This is a genomic window from Paenibacillus sp. V4I9, from assembly GCF_030817295.1.
In the GTDB taxonomy this organism is placed as follows: Bacteria; Bacillota; Bacilli; order Paenibacillales; family NBRC-103111; genus Paenibacillus_E.
In genome coordinates, this window is record NZ_JAUSZE010000001.1 from 809,138 (window position 1) to 830,660 (window position 21,523).

The 21,523-nt window shown below is 45.9% G+C and carries 23 protein-coding genes and 1 riboswitch; of the genes, 18 read left to right on the forward strand and 5 right to left on the reverse strand.

The features are described 5' to 3' along the window. Positions 1-6 precede the first annotated feature (6 nt). The gene (locus QFZ81_RS03890; RefSeq protein ID WP_307601499.1) at positions 7-1,269 is read left to right on the forward strand and encodes a molybdopterin molybdotransferase MoeA; all 1,263 of its coding nucleotides are present in this window, start codon (positions 7-9) and stop codon (positions 1,267-1,269) included. A gap of 90 nt (positions 1,270-1,359) precedes the next feature. On the opposite strand, the gene QFZ81_RS03895 is transcribed toward QFZ81_RS03890, so the two are convergent. After that, positions 1,360-1,464 carry a YjcZ family sporulation protein gene (locus QFZ81_RS03895; RefSeq protein WP_307447913.1) on the reverse strand — a complete coding sequence of 35 codons (105 nt, stop codon included), beginning with the start codon at positions 1,462-1,464 and terminating at the stop codon, positions 1,360-1,362. A 169-nt stretch (positions 1,465-1,633) separates the two neighbouring features. Here QFZ81_RS03895 and QFZ81_RS03900 point away from each other — a divergent pair, with 169 nt between their 5' ends. The 3 genes from QFZ81_RS03900 (at position 1,634) to QFZ81_RS03910 (ending at position 3,305) form a co-directional block, all read left to right on the forward strand. Continuing rightward, positions 1,634-1,825 carry an anti-sigma factor gene (locus QFZ81_RS03900; RefSeq protein WP_373463629.1) on the forward strand — a complete coding sequence of 64 codons (192 nt, stop codon included), beginning with the start codon at positions 1,634-1,636 and terminating at the stop codon, positions 1,823-1,825. Between the two features lie 25 nt (positions 1,826-1,850). After that, on the forward strand, positions 1,851-3,041 hold the full coding sequence (locus QFZ81_RS03905; RefSeq protein ID WP_307601501.1) for a GNAT family N-acetyltransferase: 1,191 nt from the start codon (positions 1,851-1,853) through the stop codon (positions 3,039-3,041). 93 nt (positions 3,042-3,134) lie between these two features. Next, positions 3,135-3,305 (forward strand): hypothetical protein, encoded by a 171-nt coding sequence (locus QFZ81_RS03910; protein WP_307447907.1) that lies wholly within the window; start codon positions 3,135-3,137, stop codon positions 3,303-3,305. A 134-nt stretch (positions 3,306-3,439) separates the two neighbouring features. Here QFZ81_RS03910 and QFZ81_RS03915 read toward each other — a convergent pair whose 3' ends face one another. Beyond that, entirely contained in the window at positions 3,440-4,231 is a 792-nt protein-coding gene (locus QFZ81_RS03915) for a stalk domain-containing protein (RefSeq protein ID WP_307601503.1), read from the reverse strand. A 4-nt stretch (positions 4,232-4,235) separates the two neighbouring features. After that, positions 4,236-4,387, reverse strand: a riboswitch (cyclic di-AMP (ydaO/yuaA leader). Positions 4,388-4,549: 162 nt separating this feature from the next. On the opposite strand from QFZ81_RS03915, the gene QFZ81_RS03920 reads away from it, so the two are divergent. The 6 genes from QFZ81_RS03920 to lepB all read left to right on the forward strand — a co-directional run bounded on the left by QFZ81_RS03920 (position 4,550) and on the right by lepB (position 8,719). Then, positions 4,550-4,840, forward strand: coding sequence for a hypothetical protein (locus QFZ81_RS03920; protein WP_307447901.1), 291 nt, complete (start codon positions 4,550-4,552; stop codon positions 4,838-4,840). A gap of 26 nt (positions 4,841-4,866) precedes the next feature. Then, the gene (locus QFZ81_RS03925; protein ID WP_307601505.1) at positions 4,867-5,496 is read left to right on the forward strand and encodes a PspA/IM30 family protein; all 630 of its coding nucleotides are present in this window, start codon (positions 4,867-4,869) and stop codon (positions 5,494-5,496) included. A gap of 172 nt (positions 5,497-5,668) precedes the next feature. Continuing rightward, on the forward strand, positions 5,669-6,331 hold the full coding sequence (liaF, locus tag QFZ81_RS03930; protein ID WP_307601507.1) for a cell wall-active antibiotics response protein LiaF: 663 nt from the start codon (positions 5,669-5,671) through the stop codon (positions 6,329-6,331). A gap of 49 nt (positions 6,332-6,380) precedes the next feature. Next, positions 6,381-7,442, forward strand: coding sequence for a sensor histidine kinase (locus QFZ81_RS03935; RefSeq protein WP_307601509.1), 1,062 nt, complete (start codon positions 6,381-6,383; stop codon positions 7,440-7,442). Positions 7,443-7,496: 54 nt separating this feature from the next. Then, a complete protein-coding gene (locus tag QFZ81_RS03940) occupies positions 7,497-8,144 on the forward strand; it encodes a response regulator (protein WP_047679491.1) in 648 nt (215 codons plus the stop codon). Positions 8,145-8,170: 26 nt separating this feature from the next. Continuing rightward, the gene (gene lepB, locus QFZ81_RS03945; protein WP_307447888.1) at positions 8,171-8,719 is read left to right on the forward strand and encodes a signal peptidase I; all 549 of its coding nucleotides are present in this window, start codon (positions 8,171-8,173) and stop codon (positions 8,717-8,719) included. 182 nt (positions 8,720-8,901) lie between these two features. On the opposite strand, the gene QFZ81_RS03950 is transcribed toward lepB, so the two are convergent. Continuing rightward, positions 8,902-9,621 carry a hypothetical protein gene (locus tag QFZ81_RS03950; protein WP_307447885.1) on the reverse strand — a complete coding sequence of 240 codons (720 nt, stop codon included), beginning with the start codon at positions 9,619-9,621 and terminating at the stop codon, positions 8,902-8,904. Positions 9,622-9,787: 166 nt separating this feature from the next. On the opposite strand from QFZ81_RS03950, the gene QFZ81_RS03955 reads away from it, so the two are divergent. Then, positions 9,788-10,234: a GNAT family N-acetyltransferase gene (locus QFZ81_RS03955; protein WP_307447883.1), complete on the forward strand. Its 447-nt coding sequence runs from the start codon at positions 9,788-9,790 to the stop codon at positions 10,232-10,234. Between the two features lie 42 nt (positions 10,235-10,276). Here QFZ81_RS03955 and QFZ81_RS03960 read toward each other — a convergent pair whose 3' ends face one another. Continuing rightward, positions 10,277-10,645 (reverse strand): hypothetical protein, encoded by a 369-nt coding sequence (locus tag QFZ81_RS03960; RefSeq protein WP_307447878.1) that lies wholly within the window; start codon positions 10,643-10,645, stop codon positions 10,277-10,279. 191 nt (positions 10,646-10,836) lie between these two features. On the opposite strand from QFZ81_RS03960, the gene zwf reads away from it, so the two are divergent. The 5 genes from zwf to QFZ81_RS03985 all read left to right on the forward strand — a co-directional run bounded on the left by zwf (position 10,837) and on the right by QFZ81_RS03985 (position 17,611). Further along, positions 10,837-12,372, forward strand: coding sequence for a glucose-6-phosphate dehydrogenase (gene zwf / locus QFZ81_RS03965; RefSeq protein ID WP_307601511.1), 1,536 nt, complete (start codon positions 10,837-10,839; stop codon positions 12,370-12,372). 196 nt (positions 12,373-12,568) lie between these two features. Next, positions 12,569-13,639: a metallophosphoesterase family protein gene (locus QFZ81_RS03970; protein ID WP_307601513.1), complete on the forward strand. Its 1,071-nt coding sequence runs from the start codon at positions 12,569-12,571 to the stop codon at positions 13,637-13,639. 318 nt (positions 13,640-13,957) lie between these two features. Continuing rightward, entirely contained in the window at positions 13,958-15,541 is a 1,584-nt protein-coding gene (locus QFZ81_RS03975) for a peptide chain release factor 3 (protein WP_307447871.1), read from the forward strand. A gap of 152 nt (positions 15,542-15,693) precedes the next feature. Further along, positions 15,694-16,857 carry a glycosyltransferase family 4 protein gene (locus QFZ81_RS03980; protein ID WP_307601515.1) on the forward strand — a complete coding sequence of 388 codons (1,164 nt, stop codon included), beginning with the start codon at positions 15,694-15,696 and terminating at the stop codon, positions 16,855-16,857. Beyond that, entirely contained in the window at positions 16,823-17,611 is a 789-nt protein-coding gene (locus QFZ81_RS03985) for a YheC/YheD family protein (RefSeq protein WP_307447866.1), read from the forward strand. Before QFZ81_RS03980 ends, QFZ81_RS03985 begins: the two co-directional genes overlap by 35 nt. Here the strand turns inward: QFZ81_RS03985 and QFZ81_RS03990 are convergent. After that, positions 17,606-18,973 carry a putative bifunctional diguanylate cyclase/phosphodiesterase gene (locus QFZ81_RS03990; protein ID WP_307601517.1) on the reverse strand — a complete coding sequence of 456 codons (1,368 nt, stop codon included), beginning with the start codon at positions 18,971-18,973 and terminating at the stop codon, positions 17,606-17,608. The genes QFZ81_RS03985 and QFZ81_RS03990 overlap by 6 nt on opposite strands. A gap of 264 nt (positions 18,974-19,237) precedes the next feature. Here QFZ81_RS03990 and QFZ81_RS03995 point away from each other — a divergent pair, with 264 nt between their 5' ends. Beyond that, positions 19,238-20,269: a LacI family DNA-binding transcriptional regulator gene (locus QFZ81_RS03995; RefSeq protein WP_307447861.1), complete on the forward strand. Its 1,032-nt coding sequence runs from the start codon at positions 19,238-19,240 to the stop codon at positions 20,267-20,269. 85 nt (positions 20,270-20,354) lie between these two features. Then, a complete protein-coding gene (locus QFZ81_RS04000) occupies positions 20,355-21,515 on the forward strand; it encodes a Gfo/Idh/MocA family protein (RefSeq protein ID WP_307601519.1) in 1,161 nt (386 codons plus the stop codon). The last annotated feature ends 8 nt before the right edge of the window (positions 21,516-21,523 follow it).

A 21,523-nucleotide genomic window follows, 5' to 3' on the forward strand; every position in this document is an offset into this window, starting at 1 on the left:
ACGCTAGTGAGCAGCGATACTAAGCTAAAGTTTGGGCGAAAAGTAATTTCGGTTGAGGAAGCCCGAAGCCTACTTTTCGAATATGTTAAACACACACCAATAGAGTCTGTTCCGCTATCTTCCGCTTTCGGTAGAAGGCTGGCCGTGGACATAGTTGCCGATCATCCGGTACCCCATTTTCGCAGATCAGGCGTTGACGGGTATGCGCTATGTTCAAAGGATATTGAGCAGGCCACACCAGAAGCTCCAGTTGTATTACGTGTTATAGAACGAATTCCTAGCGGAACGGTTCCTCAGCTTACCATCCAATCTGGTATGGCTGCTCGTATTATGACGGGAGCTCCAGTTCCTGATGGCGCGGATGCTGTCGTTATGCTGGAGATGACGGATTCCCTCCAAGATGCGGGAACGAGCACCTACAATGTGAGCATCAAAAAAAATATACCCGCAGCAAGCAATATAACCCCAATAGCCGGTGAAATCGGTTTAGGGGATATATTGCTTAAGCAAGGTACACAGATTGGGCCTGGCGAAGCGGCGATATTAGCCACTTTCGGCTACTCGTATGTATCCGTTTATCGGCAACCAAGAGTCGCCATATTCTCAACAGGCTCTGAGTTGCTGAATGTGGCAGAACCGCTGCAGCCTGGGCGAATTCGCAACAGTAACAGCTACATGCTGGCGGCGCAGGTGGAAGCTGCTGGGGGATCTGCGGTTATCATGCAGGCGCTTTCGGATGATGTGGCAGAGGTGGAGGCGGCGCTGCAAGAAACTTTCTCCAAAGTCGACTTAGTCCTCACATCCGGCGGTGTTTCTGTTGGCGATTACGACGTTCTTGTTGATGTCTTTGAACGATTTGAGGGCAAGCTGCTGTTCAACAAAGTGGCCATGCGGCCAGGTACACCAACCAGTGCTGCCTTATGGAACAATCGGTTGCTGTTAGCTTTGTCCGGTAATCCGGGCGCATCATTCGTTGGGTTTGAGCTGTTTGCCAAACCGCTGATTAAAGCGATGGCAGGGTGTCACTCACCTTATCCAGTAGCGATCACGGCTCAGTTGGATGTCGATTATGATAAAGGCTCCGCTTACCCGCGTTATGTCAGAGGAACGACAAATGTGGTCAACGGCTGTTTGAAGGTTAAGCCATCAGGTATTGATAAGTCCAGTATTATGGTTTCTATCAAAGATGCGGATTGTTTGATTTACTTACCTGCCGGGGGTAAGGGGTTCATAAGAGACGAACGCGTAATTATTTATCCTATACAATAAAGATGGCCTACCTATCGCTGAACTTCCGTTAAGAAGTCATTGATGGTAGGCCATTCTATACGAGATCAATGTGTGAGACTTTTCACTCTATTAGAAGAACGTGGCAAGAATGATAACAAGCAGAACGTACAGGACAAGAACAACGCCTACTGAATTTCCGTATCCTGGAGTTCCACAACCAGCTGCATATGACATAGTATCCCCTCCGGTATATATTTTTTGTAGGATGTATCCCTATACAGCATATGACCGGGGGGCATTCGTTGATTGGACATTTGCCCTACTCTTCATTAATGCGAGTGAGGACCCATCGCCACTGCTTTGGTTAATGTGATAGACCAGTCAGCATCCTGAGGCTTATCAAGTGTGGTTAATTAAGGGGAAAGAAACCCCTGTGAATGCTGGCACTTTCATGACACATAACGGTACAGGCGGGTTATATTACATATTCAATCCGAATAATTATGACACGATTGCCATTACGTTAGAGCCCGATGCTCATGGTGTCATGCCCAGAGGAAAGCCAGTTCTAGCAGCCGCTTTGGTGAAAAGCTGATCTATTCTAAATGAGGTGAATTGAGATGAATGAAATTCGTACATTACGACAAGAGGAGCTTCTAGAGAGCTTTTCTCTATCTGAGTTTGCGTTTCAATATGAGCTTACCGCAGAGGAAAAGGCAGAGCGGATAAGCTCTACAGATCCTAATCAAGTGTGGGGCTATTTCGTTGACGGCAATATGGCTGCAAAGCTTACCGTACTTAACTTCCGGACTTGGTTAAACGGGAAGAGCTTCGCGATGGGCGGTATTGCGGGCGTAGCAACATGGCCAGAGTACCGACGCAATGGGATGGTGGGACAGCTTCTTGTTCAAGCGCTTAAAGCGATGAAAGAGCAGGGTCAAACGATTTCCTTTCTGGCGCCGTTTAAGTTTGAATTTTATCGTAAATATGGCTGGGAAACATACGTGGATTATTTGAAATATGAAATTCCTGTAGATAAGCTTCCCAAGTTTCAAGCCGCAGAGGGCAGTTCGATTTTACGTGTAGTCAAAAGCGGTGAGATTCTGAATCCAATCTACGCTAAGTTTGCAAAAGCATACAATGGCATGATGGAGCGGGATGCGGACTGGTGGAATAATCGTTATTTGAAATTTAAAAAGGGTACAGCTGCCGTCTACACGAACGCCCAAGGGGAACAGCGGGGCTATGTATTTTACCAGGTAAAGGACACAGTGGCGACCATCCATGAGTTGGTTTTTCTTGACGAGGAAGCAAGACGCGGCTTATGGAAATTCATTGCTGATCATGACTCGATGATAACCAAAGTGGAAGTGAATGCACCTGTAGATGACCAACTTCCGTTTCTGGTGCACGATCCAAAGTTCAAACAAGAGAAGATTACTTATTTCTCGGCGAGAATTGTGGATGTAGAAGCTTTTCTGACAGAGTATGTATATGAAGCTCGTGATGGAGCCGAACCCATATATTTACGTGTTTCAGACACGCATGCGGATTGGAACCAAGGCTTCTATCGGTTACAGTTTACCGACAATGGGAAGACGGCCCTCGTAGCGAAGTTATCTGAAGATGAAATACCAGCTGAGGAACAACTACTTAGCTGTAACATTCAGACGTTGACGGCTTTGCTCATGGGTTATCAGAAAGCAGGATTCATGGCCCGAATTGAGCGTCTTCAAGGCTCTGATGAACTTGTTAGCCGGCTGGAAACTGCTATTCCGCGGCGGACAACCTATTTAGCGGATTTCTTTTAAAAGTAATATAAGGAACAACGCTAGTTCCAGATAACTGGGATAAAATGCAAGCCACCTTCTCATACTAACTATGAGACAATGGAGGTGAATGCTATGCCCAAAAATGACGCCGATCCCAAGTATGACCGCGAAGATAACCGAGCAGATAAGAAAAAGAATCAGCAGAATAACGCTAATTTCACCGAAGAGGCGCAAACGCTATCGAGCAACAATGCCGCTGATTATGTCCCAAGTTTAAATGGTATCCCCAAAAATCAAGTTTAAGTAACTGCAGGCTGCTCTTCTCGTCACTATATGATGGGAGAGCAGCTTTTCTGGTTTTACCACCTGAAATAAAAAAAGCTGATTTCTTGAGATCATAATCTCAGAAACCAAGCTTTTTTTTGATATCAGCCGTTTTAATTGGATAGTTTGTACACTTTAATGATTTGGATACCAAACTTCTTTAAGGATTGCTTGGATCCTGGGATAAAGATATCAAGACGTTTGCCTTTGATTGCACCGCCTGTATCTGTTGCGTAAGCATACATGCCGCCTGCAGGTAGGCCATTGAAATTATAACCTTCTATATAGAGCTTAGTTCCTAGAGGAATCACGTTCGGATCTACAGCAACGGTTCCAATACCTAATGGATTACCCATATAATCAAAAGCTCCGTAGCCGCCATTCTCAGATGGATCTGCTGAATAGGCAGTGGATTGAAACAATTCATAATCTGGCGCATGCTGATTGCCATCTTTACTTAGAATAGCTAATTTGCTGCTTGCATCCCACTGAACGGGAATATCTGATGCTCTGCTTAGAAAACGAAGAGGCACGTATACGCGTCCATTTTGGAATTCCGCATGTGTATCCATCTCGACACGGTTGCTATCGATTTCAGCTTCTTTTTGTCCCGATACTAAGGTGATCGAATGTTTGTTGTTATTTAGCGTGACCTTGATCTCATCGCCTTCTTTTTGCCACTTCACGTCATAACCAAGCTTCTCCGTTACGAAACGAATCGGCACTTGGGTGGCATGATTGTCATCCAGAAAAGGCTGAGCATCCGGAAATTGAATCAGTTCGTCATTGACTTGCACTTTCACATCCATTTCAGCGGCATGCGCCGTAAATGGCGAAAGAAAGCCTCCTGCCAAAACCGTTAAAGACACAGCAAGGCTAGTTAACCCTTTAGTAATTGTATGCAATTGGTAATCCTCCTTCATAAGCCTTCGAGGTTAGTTGACGGGTTCGGGAAGAAGGTTCTCCCTAGTCTGCTCCGATGAAGAGCAAATATTCACCCCATGTAAATCGTCCCCCGTACCGGCACTTTGTCTGTGCACCGGACTCGGCTTCAAATAGTTTAGCATCCGAGGCTTGACGGGGCAACGGCCAAAATATGGATGGAGGTCTTAGAGGGTACTGGACTTAGGTCTAGGTACAAAAACAGTCGCGAGTCCGTTTTGACATATCGCTGTTTCAGGTACGATAGAAGCATGAAGAACACGTGAAGGGCGGTAAGCAGAATGAGTATGGATCGATCGAAAGGGCTGGCACTGGTTTTAATCACGGCAGGTTTACTTATTTGTTTACATCAGATGGGTGGTCATATTCATTTAATGGGGTTGTTATTCCCGGCAGCTATGCTTGGATTAGGCTATGTAGGTATTAAGAACGGAAAGAAAATTGGATGGTTTATCGCCGGCTTGGGCGGCTTGATACTGATCATTAAACTATCGGGCTTCATCGCGATTGCGTTCGCAGCATGTTTAGTGGCGTATGGTATTCATTTATTGAAGAAACGAAATGAATTTTAAATCTTAAGAGTATGGGGTGTAACTTCATGAATATATTGAATCGGATTGGCAAAATGGCTGAGGCTGCTTGGCAAGAAACGGCCGGCAAGCTTGATCACCTTGAACGGGGGAACAGTGTGATAGAGAAGCTGGAACAGCGCTATCAGGAGGCGCTGAAGCGAACCATTGAGCTGCGAAGCCACTGTGTGAACGCAGAGGAGATGGCGCAGCTGCGCGGCGAGCAAGCCGAGCTGGCGATGCGCGCCGGCGATGAAGAGCTCGCGCGGCTAGCGCTGCAAGAAAAGCAGCGCGAGGAAGCCGCTTGCGAGCACTACCGCGCGCAGTACGCAAGCAGCCAGGACGTGTGCCTGGCGCTCGCGGATGAACTGCGCGGGCTGCGTGCGGGGCACGCAGCCGAGGGGGCTCAGGTGCAGCCGCCGAGCAGCGGGCTGCATGAGAAAGAGGCTCGCGATACTTGGCGCGAGCTGGAAGTGACCGGCCGCGAGCTCGGCCGGGAAGCGCTGCAGGGGCTCCGCGAAGCGGGCCGCCTGTCGCAAGAGACGCTGAAGGAAGCCGGCGGCAACCTTCAGCAGGAACTGCGCACGCTGCGCGGCAAGTTCCAGCAGGAGTGGCAGCAGCATCGCAGCGATGACAACGACCCGCGCGACAAGAAATAGCCGCGTGTATCCCTCTAGCGCCTAATAAGTAGGCGCAGATGGGCCATTGACCTCCATGATTCATGCGGAAGCCTTGCCGCGCAAGGATTTGCATCTTGGAGGTCGTCCATTCTTATGGTATGCTAGGAATCTATATGAAGTCATTTAAAAGTCAGCCAGAGGAGGTGCAGCGATGGGAGAAGAAACTAAAAGCAACCGTAACCGCAATACAGCACTAGTGCTGATTGGAGCCGGTCTTTTTTTGCTTCTAGATCATATGATAGGCTTTTTCCCCATTCTTGCCATTATCCTCATCTTGCTAGGCATTCATCGGGTCCGTTCACGCAAAGAGCGCAAAGGTTATGTGCTGATCGGTATAGGGGCAGTGATTTTATTCGGTGATCACATTACCATCGTCTTCTCTATTGTTTTAATTTCGCTAGGTTTGTTTTTCATACGATCTAAGCAAGTACACAAAGACGACACGTATATGCAAAAGCAGAAATTGGTGGATAGCGTCCGTTTAGGACGTGAGCCTTGGATTTTACGTAACAGTTCAACTTGGTACATTATCGGAGAAACCTACATTGATCTCTCACTTGCGATTTTGGAGCAAAAGGAAACGACTGTCATCCTGCAAGGCGTTGTAGGAGATGTAGATATAAAAGTGCCGGATGATATCGGTATCGCTGTCACAGCTTCCATTTCTTTTGGGCAGATTCAAGTTGCGAATGAGCGTGAGTCAGGGGTTATGAACAAGCTGGTCTGGCAGTCCCCTAACTATGAACTTTGCGATCACCGCGTGAAACTTGTGCTTTCTTACATCGTAGGAGATATCAAGATCAAAGTATTGTGAGAATGTGCGCTTAGGCACGCGTAAAGATCTCGAGGAGGTTCATCACCAATTGGACGGCTATAAACGACGATTAACGAATATGATATGGCGCAGCATGAGTGAATCGATCATCTTTAGTTTCGTTGTGTTTGGCGCGATCATTTATTTTTTGAATTCACGCAATCTGATTGTGCTATTTACGAGCTGGCAAGAGGGCGTTAAGTTTACATTCATAACGATATTGGTTATAGGCGGAATGGGCGCTGTGTATGGCTTCTGGAATAGCAACCGAATTACTCGGAGGCTTGAGCCGATGATGGAAACGATGATTTTGTTGGAAAAAGGGACGTTTGCCCGCGGCGGTTTCCAACACGGTGAAGATGAAATCGGGCGTCTAGGTGATCAGTTAGGCCGTATTATGAAGCGATGGGAAGAGCAGGTTACTTCCCTGCAACGCTTATCTAATGATAATGCGGAGCTTGCGGAGAAAGCAAAGCTGTCTGCCGTGATTGAAGAAAGACAACGATTGGCACGGGAGCTTCATGATGCGGTGAGCCAGCAACTATTCGCGATATCGATGACGGCAACGGCAGTAGGGCGGACCTTGGATAAAGATTTCGAGAAGGCTAAACGACAAATTCATCTCATTGAAGAGATGGCTTCTGTTGCCCAATCGGAAATGAGAGCCTTGCTTCTGCATTTAAGACCTATTCATCTGGAAGGGAAACGACTGTCCGAAGGACTTGTCGAGCTTCTGAAGGAGCTTGCGGCTAAAGTGCCCATGGCGATTACTTGGGATATGGACGAGGATATCCGCTTGAATAAGGGGATTGAGGACCATTTGTTCCGTATTGTCCAGGAGGCGCTTTCTAATGCTCTGCGTCATTCTAAGGCGAACAAGCTGGAAGTGAAGCTGCTGCATCGCCCAGACGGTGTTCGACTTGCGATACGCGATGATGGGGTCGGATTTGAATTAGATGCTAAGAAGCTTACATCGTACGGTATAGTGTCCATGAAGGAGCGGGTTAATGAAATCGGCGGCTCTGTGGATATCATTACCGCGCCTGATCGAGGTACGCGTATTGAAATTCGTGTGCCGATACTAGCTACTGAATATGCGGTTGAAAGTTAATCCATTACCATAGATAACAAGGCAGAAATAGTTTTCTATCGAGAGGAGAAACAAATGGACGATGCGTTGATTAAGGTTTTGCTTGTCGATGACCACGAAATGGTCAGGATCGGACTCGCAGCCGTACTAGGGACAGAGGATGGTATTGAAGTGGTTGGGGAAGCCAGCAATGGTCATGATGGGATTCGGCTAGCACAGGAATATCGACCTGATGTCGTACTCATGGATTTGGTTATGGAAGGCATGGACGGTATCGAAACGACAAGGAAGCTGCTGCAACTTTACCCGGATTGCAAAGTCATTGTGTTGACGAGCTTCTTAGATGATGAGAAAATGTATCCAGTGATTGAAGCTGGGGCTTTCAGCTATTTGCTCAAAACGTCACGTGCCTCCGAGATCGCTCAAGCGATTAGAGCGGCGGCTAAAGGGCAGTCCATTCTGGAGTCTCAGGTTGCCTCCAAGATCATGAATCGCTTTCGTCAGCCTAAGCCGGCAGCAGAGCCACATGAAGAGTTAACCGATCGTGAAATGGAAGTGCTTCGCTTGATTGCTAAAGGTAAATCCAATCAAGAGCTTGCGGATGATTTGTTTATTGGTGTGAAGACGGTAAAGTTTCACGTTACCAATGTTCTGGCCAAGCTAGGTGTAGAAGATCGAACACAAGCCGCCATCTATGCTTTTAAACATGGTTTGGCTGAATAGCATTTAGTCATAAGGGAGCGATACGAATGAATCTATTAAAGCAAATTTGGAGCTGGTTTGGTTCCATTGCCATTTCGTTTGTTTTAGTCATATTTCTTGGAGTTTTTGTGTTCCAATCCACGAAGGTTATGGGACATTCCATGGATCCGACGCTGCATGACAGTCAACGCGTTTATGTATCAAAGCTTTCTCATACGTTTAATTATGAACCGAAATACGAGGATATTGTCATTATTGACTCCAGAGTCGATCTTAAGAGAACATTCAAGAATGACCTGTTAGACAGCCCTTTGCTCAGTTTATTTACCAAAGGTGATGATAAACATGTCTGGATCAAACGGGTGATTGGTAAGCCGGGAGATCAATTGGAGCTTAAGGATGACAAGATGTACCGCAATGGTGTGCTTCTTGACGAGCCTTACATTAATGAGGCAATGAGAGCGAACGGAAACAAGAAATGGACGGTGCCTGCCGATCATATTTTCGTGATGGGAGATAACCGTAATAACAGTATGGATAGCAGAGTAATCGGATTCATCCCTTTAGATCATGTATTAGGTAAGAAGCTATTCTAAAGAAAGCGACCCTCTGGGTGAGCATGCATGTGCATGAGCTCATTCGAGGGTCGTTTTTATGTGTGTAAGAAGGAGTAGCCGGTTTGAGATGTCGATTTCTGAGCCTGAGATTGGCGCTAAAAAAATGACCCGAGCATCAGCCGGATCATTTTCATAAGATCTATAAAATTTTGAATTCTCGCTCACATCTCAACATCAAGCAGCAGTCCACTCATCGGAACCGGCAAATAAGCTTGCAGCTGGGATCGATATTGGCCGTATGGCTTAAGCTGTGAACGTGAGATTTGGAACAATGACTCCGAAGGCAATTGCTGCAATTGTCCAATCGAATTCGAGAGTGTGGCGGCGAAGTTTGTAATGCTGCCAAGACTTTTTAACGTAGAGCTAAAATGGTTCTTAATCTGATCTTGAAGTTCGTCTTCTTGGAGTTCTAAGCTTCCGTTATCCAGCTTCGTTATCCCAATTTCTTTCAGAGAATAGGGCTTAGCGGCTTGCTCTAGTCCTATGAGAAGTGAGCGATTCAAATACTCGGGAGAATCCCGCAAACTGTCCTGAAATTCATTATATGTATGTACGAATTGACGTATAGGTTCAATGATGGAATCGCTATCGGCTTCTGACGAAAGAGGTGTTGCCTTGTAGGCAATAGCAGGAAGTCGAGACTCCACCAAGGATTGTGCCGATTGTTTAACGTTCTGTGCGGATTGAACAAATTCGGCTACGCCTTTCGCGGCAGACTGAGCGTGTTGTTTGTAGGCTAATTCTGCAAAGGGCATGTCGAGAGGACGTCGAATGGTACTTGATTTACCGCCGGCAATACCGCTTACCGCGCTTACCCGGTAGTAGTCTTTATGAGTTTGATAGCTGTTCAAAGCCATGATTGGGGGATACGCATAAATCATGGAGATCACCTCATTTTCGCTTAATTATAGTATAGCATTCGTAGGGACTGGGGTAAATTGGTACTTGCTTGGTTAGAACAATAAAAAAGCTGCCTATTCAAGCAGAGTCATTTGCGGTCCTGCCAACATAAGATAGCATTATTGCTTCTTGTGGAGGCGGTGCCAAGTGATACGCAAACGATTGGCTTCCATTGACGATCGAGCTATTCATCGATTAGTCGTTGAACAGTTAGTACCCTTTTCTAGATTGTATGACACAGGTAGTTCCGTAACATTTTCAGAAATACGGAAGAGACTGAATCAGAATAAAACGTTTGTTACTGCCAAAGGGTTAAAACAGCCGTTCGGATTCATCACAATGATTCGCAAATCGCGTGTGCTGTTCATTGATATGTTAGCCATCGATTCTCGTGAGCAAGGGAGAGGTTGGGGGCATGAACTTATGAAGGTCGCTGAGGAGTACGGGAAAAGTGAACGCTGTTTGACGGCTGAACTTTTTGTTGATGAAAGCAACCCTAAGGCGATTCAATTTTACTTACGCAAAGGTTACGAAATTCATTCGTTTATTCCCGAGCTAAGCTGCTATAAAATGAGTAAGAAATTGAGAAGATAAGACAAAGGGCTGCAGATGATGGTTTCATCCACAGCCCCTTCATCATTCACTGAACATAGCTGCAATGTTTTCGAGTTGAATATCGATCGCGCCTTGATAGCCAGAGGCTACGCCACCGAAGAGAGGTAGGCCAAAGGAGGAATACCCCTCATCTGCTGTACCCGAGAATGAAGTTTGATTTGGTGACTTTGCTTGCTTCGATTTAACTGTTTTTGATTTGGATATGGTTTTTTTGGTTTTTTTCGTAGTCGTGCTGAGCTTAGGAGTGGCATCATCATTCAGGATCAGCTTGTTTTTTTCAATACGACTTAATATGCCATAGATCTCGGAGCCATCGTTAAAAAAAATAAGAACAGGCTTTCCGTATAAGCTTCGACAGGTTTTATCAGTAATCGGATGAATCGGCTGCATCGTATCTTAGCACCTCCGTGTTATTGTGTACTTTCAGCCTATTCATGGCCGGGCGGTTCGGTATAGACGAATGTCTAGTTTCTCATAAGAAAAAGTTATGGAAGAAAGTTCTCAGAAAAGTTGAATAGCTTGACTATTTTAGGTATGCTAAGCATATTAACTAATCCTAATAGAGAAAGAATGATGCATAGATGAGTGGAGCTGTGTTTTATATTTTCGGAGCAACGGGCGATTTGGCGAAAAGAAAGCTGTTTCCAGCTTTTTATAGCCTATATCGTGAAGGAAAGTTAGGGGAAAATTTTGCTGTAGTTGGTTTGGCTAGAAGACCTCGTACGAATGAACAATTTCGTGATGATGTAAAGCATTCGATTGAGGATTTTGCCCGTTATAAAGTGACGGATGAGGCGGAATGGAATCGATTCGCACAGCGTTTTGAATACATGTCACTGGATATCAATAATGTCGCTGGTTTCCATGAACTTAATGTACTGACAGCCAAACTCGATGAGAAATATCAGACCGGTGGGAACCGTTTGTTCTACCTCGCTCTGGCTCCAGAGCTCTTCGGTAACGTATCGTACAACTTAAGTGAAGGCGGATTGCTCAAAACCAAAGGCTGGCACCGTCTTGTTATTGAGAAGCCGTTCGGTTACGACCTGCCATCGGCTGAGCGCTTGAATGGACAACTTCGTCAAGTATTTGAAGAGCAAGATATTTACCGCATTGATCACTACTTAGGTAAAGAAATGGTGCAAAATATTGAGTTCGTTCGTTTCGCGAATGCTTTCTTTGAACCACTTTGGAATAACAAATACATAGCTAACATCCAAATTACGTTAAGTGAAACTGTCGGTGTTGAAGAACGCGGCGGTTATTATGATCACTCTGGCGCCCTGCGCGACATGGGTCAGAATCATATGCTGCAAATGCTGATGATGATGGCAATGGAACCACCAAGCCGTTTGCATCCGGAAGATATCCGTGATGAGAAGGTGAAGGTCCTGCGTTCCCTCCGCTTATTCGAATCCGGCGACGATGTTCGTGCGAATGTGGTCCGTGGTCAATATGCGAATGGATCAGCCAAAGGCAAAGCGCTGCCTGCTTATCGTGAAGAAGATTCGGTGAATCCGCAATCAACAACAGAGACTTATTTCGCAGCCAGAGTTCACGTGGACAATTTCCGTTGGGCAGGTGTACCTTTCTACATTCGTACGGGCAAAAGACTGCCAGTTAAAACGACAGAGGTCGTTGTAGAATTTAAGAATATTCCGAATAATGTGTATTTGGCCAAAAAGCATGAGTTGGAGCCGAATTTGCTTGTTTTCCGTGTGAATCCGATGGAAGGCATCTATCTGAAAATGAATGCGAAGCAGCCGGGCTCGGAAGGCGTCATCGTTCCAGTAGCGATGGATTTCTGCCAAAGCTGCCAGATCGGTATCAATACGCCGGAAGCTTACGAGCGCTTGCTGTACGATGCAACACGTGGAGATTCCACGTACTTTACCCGTTGGGATGAAGTGGCGCTTGCTTGGTCCTATGTGGATCGTATTGCAGCAGCATGGAGTGAGAAGACGGAAGATCTGAAACATTATCCAGCCGGATCTTGGGGGCCTGAAGAGGCAACGAAGCTCCTAAGCGAAGACGGCTTTAAGTGGTGGCCGATTAATGGTCAAAATGAAGGTGAAGTTGATTGGGAAGCCGTTCAAAAAACAACGGTTTTAACATAGTTGATACGAATAAGTTTAGGGAATAACCTAGCTTCGCATCAACCTTGTCAAACGCGCTCGTTATGGACGGCGTAAGCCGTTTATCCTTGAGGTAACAAGCCTAACATCCAACTGGCGACTCTGCCTGTTGGATTTTTTTTGTGGTATAATAAATATTACGGAGTAAATCTTACTATTCATTACTTGAGGTGCGTATATGTCACGAAGAGCTTTTATCAGATGGCTGCTGGCAATAGGGGCTGCACTCGTTGGATTTAGTGCGATTTTTAGTCAAATGGTTAAGAAAAAGTTTATTCCAGATGCTCAGCCCGCCCTATCATCTGTGAAACCTGAGCCTTCCCAATCCGTGGCACAAACTTCGACAGAACCCTTGCCGACAGGTCCCCTCATGTCCTATTTTATTTTAAGCGACCTTCATGTCAGTATAGGTGATGCACTTACGGGTAAGAAATTAAGGCAAGCGCTTGATGATATTACACATTTCGACGGTCCTGTTGATGCTATTATGCTAACAGGCGATCTGACGGACACAGGAACGGAACGAGATTATAAGGAGCTGCGTACCATTGTAAGTGAATATAAACTTCCCCCTGTTCATGCGAACATGGGAAATCACGATTATTACTCGATCTGGATTAATAAAGCGAATATCTGGGATCAAGCAGCCGTTCCCAACGGCAAAAGTGACGCGATGAGCCGAGAGTCGTTCAAGAAGTTTTTTGGCTACAAGACACTCTACAATGATTTTACGACCAAGGGTCACTCCATTTTGCTGCTTTCACAAGAAGCCTACGTGCAGGAGAAGCCGGAGGTTGGTGAGGGAGCTTGGTATTCCGATGAGCAACTGGAATGGTTCAAAGAACGGGTGAAAAGCCTCTATCAACCAGGAAGACCACTATTCGTGATGACGCATCAACCGCTGCCACCTAATGGCACAGATGGTGGATCACATCAGTTAATGCGCGCTATAAAGTTCCGCGAGACGCTAAAGCCTTATAAGAATGTATTCGTGTTCTGTGGGCATCGCCATCAAGATTTCCAGAATGGGACACAGCATTATGTGCAGGAGACTTTCCATTATTTCCACAATGCTTCGGTTGGAAGAACGCTTAACCGCGCCTACCAGCAAGAAGCCAAAAATAAAGTACAGGGCATATATGTGCAAGTATTTGCGGATAAGGTTGTCGTGCGCGGCCGAGAGTTTAGCAATCGAACTTTCCTAGATGAAGCGAATTGGAGTATTGATTTGCAGAAAGTTCAAGCCTGATTCATAGTAAGCTATTAAATGCGTGTTTAAAAAGCTCGCTTTCAGAACCGAGAAGGTTGGACGAAGTCCGGAGAAGGAGGAACGGAACGTAGAGATTTGCTACGTGAGTACCGGACTTCCCGGTTTCGTTCAAGATTCGATGCCGAGATGCTTACTGAATGACTTCGTTATGAGATAATCCTATATCGAAGTAATTCGGGGATGAGCGACCGTGTTTATCAGTAAGTTTATTCGCCAATCAGACTATCATCTGATGTGGACAAAGTGAACTTTTTAAACTACCTCTATATGTAAAACAAGAAGGGAATAATCTAACAGATGACAACGCAACTCACTAAACTTCTCGCAACGGAAGTCGCTAAGCGACGTACGTTCGCGATTATATCTCACCCGGATGCGGGTAAAACAACATTAACTGAGAAATTGCTGTTATTCGGAGGCGCGATTCGCTTAGCCGGAACGGTCAAAGGGCGTAAGGCTAGCAAACATGCGACATCCGACTGGATGGAAATTGAGAAGCAGCGTGGAATTTCGGTAACATCCAGCGTTATGCAGTTCGACTACGAAGGGCATCGCGTGAACATTCTGGATACACCTGGTCACCAAGACTTCAGTGAGGATACGTACCGAACACTTACCGCTGCGGATAGCGCGGTGATGCTGATTGACGTAGCCAAAGGGGTCGAGATGCAGACGAAGAAGCTATTTCAGGTGTGCAGAATGCGCGGAATACCGATCTTCACGTTTATTAACAAAATGGACCGCGAAGGCCGTGACCCGTTTGAACTCTTAGAGGAATTAGAAGAAGTGCTCGGTATTCGTTCGTATCCAATGAACTGGCCGATTGGTTCGGGTAAGCAGTTCTGTGGGGTTTACGATCGCGGGAAGTCGCAATTAGAGCTGTATCAAGGTGAAGATCACAAAGAAATTCAAGTACGCAAGGTGGATGGTGTTGATGATCCATTAGTGAAACAAATTGCAGGTGAATTCTTGCACAAACAATTAAGCCAGGATATTGAGCTGCTAGATGTAGCCGGTGACCCGTTTGATATGGAGAAAGTGCTGCAAGGCGAGCTGACACCTGTTTTCTTCGGCAGTGCCGTGAACAACTTCGGTGTGCAGACGTTTCTAGAGAACTTCCTACAGCTTGCGCCAGCGCCTGAGCCGCGGAACAGCACGGCAGGCATCATAGAGCCTACAAAAGAGAAATTCTCAGGTTATGTATTCAAGATTCAAGCGAATATGAATCCAGCTCACCGCGACCGTGTGGCTTTCCTGCGTATCGTGTCTGGCAAGTTTGAGCGTGGTATGTCCGTGAAACATGTTCGACTCGGCAAAGATATTAAATTAGCTCAGCCGCAGCAATTTTTGGCGCAAGACCGTGACATTGTCGAAGAGGCATTCCCTGGCGATATCATTGGCTTGTTTGATCCCGGTATTTTCCGTATCGGAGATTCCCTAAGTGAAGGGGAAGAGGTTATCTTCGACGAGCTGCCTACGTTCTCTCCGGAGCTGTTCAGCAAAGTTTCCATCAAGAATGCCTTGAAGCAAAAGCAGTTCCTCAAAGGTATTGATCAATTGACTGAAGAAGGTATGATTCAAGTATTCACCACGATTGGTTTCGAGGACATGATTCTTGGCGTGGTCGGTCAACTGCAATTCGAAGTGCTTGAACATCGGATGAAATCCGAATATGGCGTAGATATTTTATTACAGCGCCAGAACTATCAATTCGCGCGTTGGATTGTAGATGAGAAGCTGGATCCAAGTAAATTCCGTATTAACTCACAGCTGGTAAAAGATAAAAAAGGGAATTACGTAGGCTTGTTCGAGAGCGAGTATGCGCTGCGATCTTCGATCGAGAAAAACCCGAATGCTAAATTTTTAACTAGTGCTCCATAAGTGTTGTAATTGAAGAAGAGGCTGCCCCCAGATCTTAATTTGGGGAGCAGCCTCTTCTTTCAATTTTGTCGCCAATGGACCGTTTGCTTCATACAATAGGTACGGGTTAATAAGTAATCATTAAGCTAGCCCTAAGGAAGTGAATTAGAGACGTGCACCTCTTAATCATTGCTCCTGAACAAATTCCAGTACCGCCAATTCTAGGTGGTTCCGTCGAAATATGTATTTACTCCATTGCACGCGAGCTTGCCAAAAAGCATCAAGTTACCGTTATTTCGAGGCAGCATCCTAGGTACAGCCGTAGTTCACGACAAGGCCAACTTACGATAATAAGGGTACCTACGGGAAGCTCTCGTACGTACTTGAAGGAAGTGCTTAAGGCTACCAAAGGAAAGACATTTGATTGGATTCAAGTTGATAACAGACCCCATTATGCTGCCGTCATCAAACGCCATTTTCCGAAAACACCAGTATCTTTATTCTTACATTCCTTAACTTTCGTGAAGCCTCCTTATGCTTCTATTCGTAGATGCTCCAAGCAATTGAATAAAGTGGACTGGATTGTAGCTAATAGCAGTTCACTCGAACAAGAGCTAACAAGGCTGTATCCGAAACAGCGAAATAAGCTTTACAAGATTTACCTCGGGACCGATGTGGCTAGATTTAGTCCTAAATCGGAGAAAACGAGGAGACGTTTAAGAAGAAAGTACCGAGTTAGCAGGAACGGTTTTCAAATTCTTTATGTCGGCCGACTTATCCAGCGCAAAGGCATCCCTCAGTTGATTCGCGCTGTTCATAAAGCTAGAAAATCGATCCCTGGGTTAAAGCTGTTGATTGCTGGGGGTGAGCAAGGTAGAGGCTTCAAGGCGAAGCTTAAAAGGAAGGCTAATACGCTTGGAGTGCCAACGAAGTTTCTTGGCAATATACCGCATCGTAAGATACATGAAGTATATGGACTCGCGAATTGCTTTATATGTCCTTCACAAAAGCATGAGGCATTCGGATTGGTGAACGTGGAAGCGATGGCTTCTGGATTACCAGTAATCGCCTCGAACATTGGGGGAATTAAAGAGGTTATTCAGCATGAAATTAACGGGATTTTGATCAAAGAATTCCGAGATCCTCGCGCATTCGCACGAAGTATTGTGGCGGTGGCCGAACGGAAAGAATGGGCAGAGGGTTTAGCCAAACAGGCGCGGCAAGATGTCATAAAGCAATTCAGCTGGCAGGCCACAGCACAATCTTTGGCCGACTTCTATAGACTGAAGCTGGAGGCAAAATATGAAAAAGGCGTTAAAGAAACCGGTCCGTCTTAGTAGAGCTAGGTACGTCACTAGCAAAATTGGCAAAACAAAAGCAATTGAATCTAAGCACAAGCTGCGTAAATATGTTCCGACCACCAAACGAATGAATCAAGAGACACTAAGTGAAATGCTTAACCAATATAAGATGGTGTATGTTAAACCGAATGTAGGTATGTTTGGAAACGGTGTTATACGTGTGGAACTGGCGGAGGAGGGGGCAGAAATGCCTTATTCGTATCAGTCAGGCGTTCGATTAAGACAGTTTAAAACATTTGATGAGATGTATGCATCTCTCAGTAAAAAGACGAAAAAACGGAATTATTTAGTACAGAAAGGGATTCATCTGCTCAAATACAAAGGAAACCGATTTGATCTGCGTGTCATGGTTCAACAAACGCCTTCACAGAAGTGGGAGACAACAGGTGTTATAGGCAGAGTGGCCCATCCGAAAAAAGTGGTTACTAATTTCCATAATGGGGGAACATTGAAGCCGGTGGAAACGCTGCTCCACAAGTATTTGAGTACAAGTAAGAGGAAGAGGTATGTCAAGAAGCTGCATGTTCTGGGGTTACAGGTTGCGAAGGCGATCAATACGCGTTATAGAGGGGTTAAGGAGATCGGTGTCGATGTCGCCTTGGACGATAATCTGCATCCATGGATTCTCGAGGTAAATACGAGTCCTGATCCCTATATTTTTCGAAGATTGAGTGACAAACGTATTTTTGCCAAAATGAGACGTTATGCCAAAGCATACAGCCGGTTATGAAATCATAACCGGCCTGTTGTTATTCCTATGAAAGGTTTGCTCAATTTCGATAGCGGATACAGGAGGACTTAGTAAATAGCCTTGAATCGTTGTACAGGTTGTTTCTTTCAATATTTCAAGTTGGCTCCATTCTTCTACGCCTTCTGCAACCACTTGCACTTCAAGAGCATGGCCGAGATGGATAATGGCATTCGTAATGGCCCAATCATCTTTATTGCTATGTATATTTTTCACGAAAGAACGGGGGTCTATTTTCAGACAATGGATAGGGAATTGTTTCAAGTAATTAAGTGAAGAGTAGCCAATACCGAAGTCATCGATAGAGATCGAAATCCCTTTATTACATAGTTTATCCAATACCGCAACGGTCATATCCATATTTTGCATAATCGAGCTTTCGGTAATTTCAAATTCCAGGAAGGCAGGATCGATACCGGTTTGCTCAATAATCTGAATGGCCTTATCGGAAAATGACTCATCTTGAAATTGACAAGGGGAAATATTTACAGCAATTTGATAATTTAAAATACCGGCTTCCAGCCATCTCGCTTTTTGGAGACAAGCCTCGCGAAGCACCCATTCCCCGAGTTGCAAAATCAAACCGCTCTCTTCAGCAAGCGGAATAAACTCGTTAGGAGCAATTAAGCCGTGATTCGGGTGATTCCAGCGCACCAACGCTTCCAGACAAATAATGTTTCCGGTGGAGAGCTCAAGACGTGGCTGATAGTATAGGATGAGTTGATTCTCAAGTATCGCCTTCCGCAGCTCAGTTTCCATCTGAATTTGATTGGAGAACCGCTGCGCGTGTGAGGAATTATAGGTAACAAGCTTGTTCTTACCTGTACGCTTAGCGGCTAGGAGAGCTTGATCAGCTTGATGCAAGGCTTGTTCGATCGTAGCAAACGATATGTCCACAGCACTCATACCCATACTCGCGGTAATAAAACATTCTTGATCCATTACGATGAATGATGTAACAAAAACGTACTGTATGCTTTGAATGATTTGGGAAAGCTGATCATGGGTAGTAGCATGTATAAGGAGAACAAATTCATCATCTCCTGATTGAACAACAAGGTCACAGCCATGTACGGTCCGCAGACGTTTGACCACTTCTTCCAAAAGGAGATCGCCAGACTTGTATCCGAGCGAGAAATTAACTTGGCGAAAGCGGTCAATATCAAGGATGAGAAGGGTATATAATGGGGCTGTGCGCTTATCATAATGTTGACTTCTAATAGCCTGCTTTAACAATGCTTGAATCTGCTGTCGTTGGTTAATGCGAGTGATTATTTTCTTACTCCTAAGAGTACCTAATGTTGTCGATGCGGCGAAGTGAAAAAGGCGCCAGACTGCTTTCATTGCTATCACTCATTCCTACATCATAGTTGTCCACTGTACCCCCTATCATAAGTCGAAAGGCGAACTGTAGACAAGATTATAAATTAGTTTTTTTTACAAATAATAGCAATCTTCTTGTTTAACTTTATGTAAAATTGATGAAAATGTCGAATATTGTTAAATAAAAACATTCAATAATTTTGTATTGACATGAATGGCTTTTGAATGAGAAAATGTACGCGTGTACATTGTTAGTTTAATGGATGAATTATTGGAGGCTTATGCATGGTGACGAGAAAAGAGGTTGCTGAACTAGCAGGGGTTTCAGAGGCGACCGTATCCCGTGTATTTAATGGGCTAGGCCCCATGAAGCCTGCTACGAAAGAGCGTGTACTTGAATCTGCAAAACAGCTCAACTATCATCCAAATGCTATTGCGCAAAGCTTCGCTCGGAGACGCAGTGGTAATCTTGGCGTTGTGCTGCCCTATATGCCCAAAGTGCATCTCTTCTCTGCCTTTTATTTCGCAGAAATATTAAGCGGCATAGGGGAACAAGTAAGGGAGCAGGGTTATGATATGCTGCTGTCGCTCTTAACACCGGATGAGAGTTTGGATTACACCCGACTTTATCGCTCGCAGAAGGTGGATGCTTGTGTCATTCTGGGTTCAAGGGATACTCCGCACCAGCGGGAATCGCTAATGCAGCTGCAGGAGCAGGGACTGCCTTTTTGCTTGGTCAATCAAAGCTTCGAGGGGTTATCCTTTCATGAAGTGGATGCTGATCATGTAGAGGGCAGTTATAGGGCGGTTCGGCATTTACAGGAAGAGGGTTATCGGAAGATTGCTTTTCTGAATGGTTCGCCCCAGTACTCGAACTCTGGCGATAGACTTCAAGGCTATATGAAAGCAATGAGTGAAGCAGGTTTAGAAGTTACGCCTGAGCTGCTGCTTGAAGGTAATTACAGCCGTAAGAGCGGGTATGAAGCGGCATCAGAGCTATGGGAACATCGGGATCAAGTGGAAGCGGTATTTGCGGCCAATGATCGTATGGCGATCGGATTGATGCAAGGGCTCCGTGAGCGAGGTTGGATGGCTGGGCGTGATTTCGCTATTATTGGCTGCGATGATTCGGATGCTGCTAAGCTCAGCGATCCACCGCTAAGCAGCATCAATGTGCCTTTCTATGAGATGGGCAAAGAAGCAGCACGCAGTGTGCTGGCGGGTTTGCTGCGTGGGGAAGGCACGAAGGATACACGAATCAAGCTGCCGACCCGATTGGTTGTTCGACAATCATCAAAGAGCAGTCATCATAAATGAATAGTAGGTATATGGATGAAAGAACCGAAATGAATGTTAACGAAGCTAGTTTTGCTAAGGCAAAACTCTAGGGAGGCGCACTTTTATGAATTCTTTCAATATTGGTATGGTTGGCTATAAGTTTATGGGCAAAGCACATAGTCATGCTTATAAGGATTTGCATATGTTTTTCCCGCAGACAGCGGTACCGAAGATGAAGCTCATCTGCGGTCGGGATGAAAGCGGTGTCAGCAGCGCAGCCGAACAATTCGGCTGGGACGGGTATGTCACCGACTGGCGCGAGCTGGTCATGCATCCCGATATCGACGTTGTCGATATCAATGCGCCCAGCGATGCGCACAAGGAAATCGCGATTGCTGCGGCGAAGGCTGGCAAGCATCTGTTCTGTGAGAAGCCGCTGGCGCTGACCCTTGCGGATTCAAGGGAGATGCTGGAGGCGGCTGAAACTGCCGGGGTGAAGCACATGGTGGGCTTCAACTACAGGTTTGCTCCTGCGGTGCAGCTCGCGAAGAAGCTAGTCGAGAGCGGCCGCCTCGGAGACATCTATCACTTCCGCGCCTGGTTCCTGCAGGACTGGATCGTAGACCCAACGTTCCCGCTGGTCTGGCGCCTCCAGAAGGAGATTGCCGGCTCTGGGTCGCACGGCGACTTGGGCGCGCATCTGATCGATCTGGCACACTTCTTAGTCGGTGATATGACGGAGGTTATCGGCATGAGTGAGACGTTCATTAAGGAGCGGCCACTGCCGTCTTCGATGACGGGGCTTAGCGCCAAAGGCAGTAAGGATGCACCGCACGGACCGGTAACGGTCGATGATGCGACGCTGTTCATGGCACGCTTCGCGAATGGGGCGCTCGGAAGCTTCGAGGCCACTCGTTTTGCGCCAGGGCACCGGTGCACGAATTCTTTTGAAATTAATGGTAGTAAGGGTAGTGTGAAGTTTGATTTTGAGCGTTTGAACGAATTACAGGTTTATTTTACAAGCGATGATGAGGATGTTCAGGGTTTCAGACGTGTTCTGGCGACAGATCCGTCACATGCTTACATGGATGCTTGGTGGCCTGCAGGACATACGATTGGTTATGAGCACACATTTGTACACGAAGTCGTTGAGCTGATGAACGCACTTTCGGAAGACCGTCAGCCGGTCCCGAATTTCGTAGACGGTGTGAAGTGTCAAGAAGTGCTGGAAGCGGTGGATCAATCCATTGCGCAGCGTCGTTGGGTGAGTATTAGTGAAGTCTAATGATAAAT

Excerpts from the sequence above, each read along its gene's own strand:
- QFZ81_RS03905 (WP_307601501.1), top strand. The coding sequence starts at position 1,851 with ATGAATGAAATTCGTACATTACGACAAGAGGAGCTTCTAGAGAGCTTT.
- QFZ81_RS03910 (WP_307447907.1), top strand. The coding sequence starts at position 3,135 with ATGCCCAAAAATGACGCCGATCCCAAGTATGACCGCGAAGATAACCGA.
- liaF (WP_307601507.1), top strand. The coding sequence starts at position 5,669 with ATGGGAGAAGAAACTAAAAGCAACCGTAACCGCAATACAGCACTAGTG.
- QFZ81_RS03925 (WP_307601505.1), top strand. The coding sequence starts at position 4,867 with ATGAATATATTGAATCGGATTGGCAAAATGGCTGAGGCTGCTTGGCAA.
- QFZ81_RS03985 (WP_307447866.1), top strand. The coding sequence starts at position 16,823 with ATGAAAAAGGCGTTAAAGAAACCGGTCCGTCTTAGTAGAGCTAGGTAC.
- QFZ81_RS03995 (WP_307447861.1), top strand. The coding sequence starts at position 19,238 with ATGGTGACGAGAAAAGAGGTTGCTGAACTAGCAGGGGTTTCAGAGGCG.
- QFZ81_RS03960 (WP_307447878.1), bottom strand. The coding sequence starts at position 10,645 with ATGCAGCCGATTCATCCGATTACTGATAAAACCTGTCGAAGCTTATAC.
- zwf (WP_307601511.1), top strand. The coding sequence starts at position 10,837 with ATGAGTGGAGCTGTGTTTTATATTTTCGGAGCAACGGGCGATTTGGCG.
- QFZ81_RS03975 (WP_307447871.1), top strand. The coding sequence starts at position 13,958 with ATGACAACGCAACTCACTAAACTTCTCGCAACGGAAGTCGCTAAGCGA.
- QFZ81_RS03970 (WP_307601513.1), top strand. The coding sequence starts at position 12,569 with ATGTCACGAAGAGCTTTTATCAGATGGCTGCTGGCAATAGGGGCTGCA.
- QFZ81_RS03950 (WP_307447885.1), bottom strand. The coding sequence starts at position 9,621 with ATGATTTATGCGTATCCCCCAATCATGGCTTTGAACAGCTATCAAACT.
- QFZ81_RS03920 (WP_307447901.1), top strand. The coding sequence starts at position 4,550 with ATGAGTATGGATCGATCGAAAGGGCTGGCACTGGTTTTAATCACGGCA.
- QFZ81_RS03895 (WP_307447913.1), bottom strand. The coding sequence starts at position 1,464 with ATGTCATATGCAGCTGGTTGTGGAACTCCAGGATACGGAAATTCAGTA.
- QFZ81_RS03990 (WP_307601517.1), bottom strand. The coding sequence starts at position 18,973 with ATGAAAGCAGTCTGGCGCCTTTTTCACTTCGCCGCATCGACAACATTA.
- QFZ81_RS04000 (WP_307601519.1), top strand. The coding sequence starts at position 20,355 with ATGAATTCTTTCAATATTGGTATGGTTGGCTATAAGTTTATGGGCAAA.
- QFZ81_RS03940 (WP_047679491.1), top strand. The coding sequence starts at position 7,497 with ATGGACGATGCGTTGATTAAGGTTTTGCTTGTCGATGACCACGAAATG.
- lepB (WP_307447888.1), top strand. The coding sequence starts at position 8,171 with ATGAATCTATTAAAGCAAATTTGGAGCTGGTTTGGTTCCATTGCCATT.